Raw genomic sequence first — 4,276 nt, 5'->3', positions numbered from 1 at the left:
TCAACAGCTTCATCATCCAGCCAAAGTTGGGCGCTCCCAGGTCCTGAATGGAGGCCAGCAGCAGCTTGTCATGCACCAGGTAGTGCTTCAGCTTGCCGTTCTCCGATACGCTGACCGTACCCTCACCGAGCTCGGTGTACTTGTTGAACAGTGCCTTCCAGCGTTTCATCTGTGCCGGGGTCAGGTCGGTGCTTTCGCCCATATCCCGCAGCTTCTTGAGTACATCGTCATCACCGAGCCTGATGCTGGCGTCAATGTATTCCAAAGCTCCGGCTGCCGTGGCGTCCTTCACAATCCGCTGCATGGCGATATTCTTGAAGCTGGCGTCCATCAGACTGCGGGTATTGCGGAACATCGCCTCGATGGGGCTGATTTTCTCCACGCCTCCGGTCAGCTTCTGGATGCCGGACTTCTTGCCGGACAACCCTTTACCGGACTTAAAGAACTGACCGGCTTCTTCTTTGCCCTCCAGATCATGGACCCGATGAAACGGGATGTAATCACCGGTATCCCACAGTTTGCGCACGTCCCTGTCAATCAGGCCAGCGTCCACGGCAAAGTCCAGCACATCGTTATTGAACGACTGCCACTCCTGCATGGCCTGTTCAAACCGGGCTTTCATCTGTGGCTGGGTGTTCACGTAGTTTTGCAGGGTGTCGATGGTCTTCTGGTCGTAGTTGTTCTCCCGGCTCTGCTCGCTCAGTGCCTTGCCCAGCTTCAGGTCGTTGTCGGCCTGCTTGCGATCCTTGTCCCAGCCGTTACGGCCACCGGGGTACTGTTCTGGAGCCACGGCATTGACGGTCTCTTTCAGGGCCTGCCCCCGTGCCATCATTGCCTGCCCTTTCTTCCGTGCTTCGGCGTCTTCGTTCATCAGTCGCTGCGCACGGAGACTGCCAGCCCAGCTCTCCCACAGTTTCAGTTCACCTCTGGTGGCTACGGGCTCGAAGATGTCAAGGAAGCCTTTGCTGCCTTCCTTGAACACCACACTGCCGTCTTTCAGCAGGGGCGATCCCTTGCCGAGCATGGCGTTCATTACATCGTCAATGGCACGGGTAAAGTGGGCCATCTTGCTGGCGGAAAGGGCCGCGTCATGGAGCTTGCCCTCATTCCCCAGCTTCTCGTAATGCTCCACACTGTCGTAGGTGTTCAGGGTCTTCTGGCGTGCCCACCGGGCAATAGGGGTATCCACAAACCACGCCTTTACCCTGTCTGGCCAGCTTGCAGACTTGCCACCACCGTGGACGGCATTATTGATGGCGGCTTCCACATCGTCGGGGAGGTCTTTCAGGGCGTAACGGGGGGAGCTGTCGGGCTTATTATCTTTTTGTCCCAGTCGCGCTTTTATGCCCTTCAGGGTACCCGGCGCTTGGTGGAATTTCCCCCATCCCTGGGGGTCATCTTTCAGGGCAAACAGCGGCTGGCCATCCTTCAGCACCGAGTCTTTCATCTTGTCGGTGACGGTCACCGACCACACCTTGTCAGGCTTGATGTCGTAAGGGAAACCCTGTTCCTTAAAGTTCATGTTGATGGGTTCCAGCTTCGCCCCCCACTTCTTAGTGTACTTCTTCATGTAGTTGGCAAGGCGCTTGTCGTAGAACGCCTTCATGCCCCTGGCACCGTTGTCACCGATGACATCATCCAGGTTGTCCAGGGTGAACGATTCGTTATGCTGACCATAGATACGGTTATTGATGTAGTTCTCGGCGTACTCCCGGTTTCGGAAGGTTTCCAGATCACCAAACTGGTCATACAGATGCTCACCGTTGGCGTCCACTACTTCATACAGGTCGAGTTCTTCATTGTGGTGTGGTTCATAACTGGCAACTCTCTGTCTAAGCCGGTCCTGAATCTCGCGGGCCTGTTCCCTGATGTGTCCCCCCACCGCATTGCCCACATAGGCTTCCAGCCGTTCCTCGGCAATATGCTCCCGGCGGTTATTGCCGGTTCTCTGTCTGATGTCCAGAGCAAAGTACATCAACCGACCGGAACTGGTGAACTCCGGGCTCACCTTCAGCGACTCCACCACCTGCCCAAGGCTCGGATACCGTTCCACCTGCTGTGCGGCGTTGCTCCAGGCGATCCGGTCAAATCCTTCCGCAGCCGCGTGGCGGATCATCCGTTTCATCACCAGATTGGGCCAGTTCTCCTTTAACGGCGCATCAGGCACTGTGCGGGAAAACCCTTGGGCAATATCCTCTTGGGTCAGGCTATCCCGCTGGGCTTCCAGAGTTTTGATTTCGGCTTTCAATTGTTCATTTCGGCGTACCAGTTCATTTACCCGTTCGTTGGCTTTATACAGCTCCTGATCCCTTGCTTTCTGATACTCATCGGTCAGGTTATCACTGCTTTGCTGTCTGAACCTGTCCTTCTGATCCAATGCTTCCCTTAGATCATATTTAACGAGCTCCAACCGGGTTTCCATTTTTTTCAGGCGATCCCTAACCGACTTTCTTTTGCCCTTTAGTTTCTCTTGCTCCTGAACCTTTTCCGGGGTCTGATACCCATGCTGGCGTCCGAGCTGGTGCCAGTCGCTCTGCACCTCATCAATAAACAGAATCCGTTCATTACGTCCTTGTACGTTTTCATCAAAGGTCTGGAAACGAACATGAGCCAGTACGTTTGCTGTTTCGCCCCAATGACTTTCTAGGAAGGCATCCTGCTCCCACCGGGCGAAAGGCTTTCGACCTTCCAGGGCAGCAGCAATAGCAGAGGCTTCGGTAGCATGGCCGGTGGTGATAACCTGTTGACCATTGCTGTCGTCATAACGCAACAGTGACCAATCGTACCAGCCCAACCCAAGGCCATCGGTCAGTCGCATGGAGGATGGCACATTGCCTTTGGACAAGGTTTCCGCTTCCTCATCGGTAATGGGGCTATGATTCTTATGGGTCGCTTTACCGGGGAATACATGGCGGTTGTCATCCAGCACCAACACCAGCTCTGTATAATCCTCGCCACCTTTCATGGCGTATTGCCGGTACTGGATGTCCGACTCGTCCCGCAGTTCCGACTCCAGATCACTTCGGTAGTCCGACTCGTAGTCGTTCTCCCAAACTTCCAGCGCGGCATCTTCCTTGTCGGAATAGCTTATGTGATCCCGTACCAGCTCCTTGTCGTCCATATTATCGACGCTGTTATTGGCTCGCCATTGGGCTTCTTCGTGCAGGGCAGACTCGTCCAGATAACCATCGTCATCCACCAGGGCTTCCACTTCATGGTCGTCAAGGTCTTCGTCGTCAAACCGATTCTTCAGTTCCTGATACTGGTAGTCGTACTCCTCCTCCCGCAAACTTTCCCGCGCATCTTCCAGGGCATCGCCCAGCTCATCCAGCGAATAGCCGTGCTCATAATCGTCAATACGCTCACGGATAAAATCCCGCTGCTTTGATTCCAGCCGGTCTTCCAGCTCCTGCTCATCAAAACTGTCCACGTTCCAGTCTTCGCTGATCCGCACTTCATTCTGGCGGATAAAGTCCAATACCTCGGCCCTGCTCAGCTTCTCGCCCTTTTTGTCCGCCAGCCACAGGTCAAGGCCCAGCCACTGGACTTCCTCGTCCTGCACGTTGTTGCCTTTCTTGATGGCATTCAGCCAGCTCTGAGCAGGCAGCTTGTCCGACTTCACGGCAGCGGCACTGCGCTCGACGGCGGAGTAGAAGGTCGGGGCTATGCCTGAATCGCTGTAGCGATTCCCCTTAGCGTTACCGGCATTCAGGTTGCCATTGCGCTTCAGATGACCACGGGCCGCACTCAGCAGCTCCACCGCATCGGCATCCGTCCATTTAATGCTGGGGAACAACCGGCGCAAAGCATTGCGGATCATGCTGACCACTTTGGTCAACAGGCCGTTTTTCGGGTCTTTCTCCGCCAGGTGCGCCAGGTATTCCTCGGCAATGATCCGGTTGGCTTCCGCCTCGCTCTTGCCTTCGGTCTGCCGGGCGTACCGCTTGCCCAGTGCCTGCTTCAGCCGGTCGTTCATGTCCCGGTGAATCTCATCCAGCACGGTATCAAGCCGTTTGCCCAGCAGGCCACGGACGCCTTTATGACCCACCAGTTCATGGAGGACAGTGCGCACAGCTTCCCCAGTGGTATCCAGATTGGCAGCGATCAGGTACGTCTCGCCTGTCTCCGGGTCGAACATGCCCCGCACCCGGCCTTGTGCCTTGTCGCTGATTACCTTCTGGTAGAGGCTGGAGGGCAGTTCAGTTTCCGATTGCAGGACGTGGATGGCCTGCCCCAGTTTCTGCTCCAGCGGCTTCAGCTTCAGACGCAGGGGACC

General features: G+C 55.8%; 1 protein-coding gene. It reads right to left on the bottom strand.

Going from position 1 to position 4,276, the window contains the following annotated elements:
- Window positions 1-4,276, bottom strand: a 4,276-nt coding sequence (locus AK963_RS33710; protein ID WP_175404666.1) for a hypothetical protein, incomplete at both ends; no start/stop codon positions are given.

Source organism: Endozoicomonas atrinae (genome assembly GCF_001647025.1).
GTDB classification, from domain to species: domain Bacteria; phylum Pseudomonadota; class Gammaproteobacteria; order Pseudomonadales; family Endozoicomonadaceae; genus Endozoicomonas; species Endozoicomonas atrinae.
The sequence above is the reverse complement of the archived record's forward strand: the minus strand, read 5'-3'. Positions and strand labels throughout refer to the sequence as shown.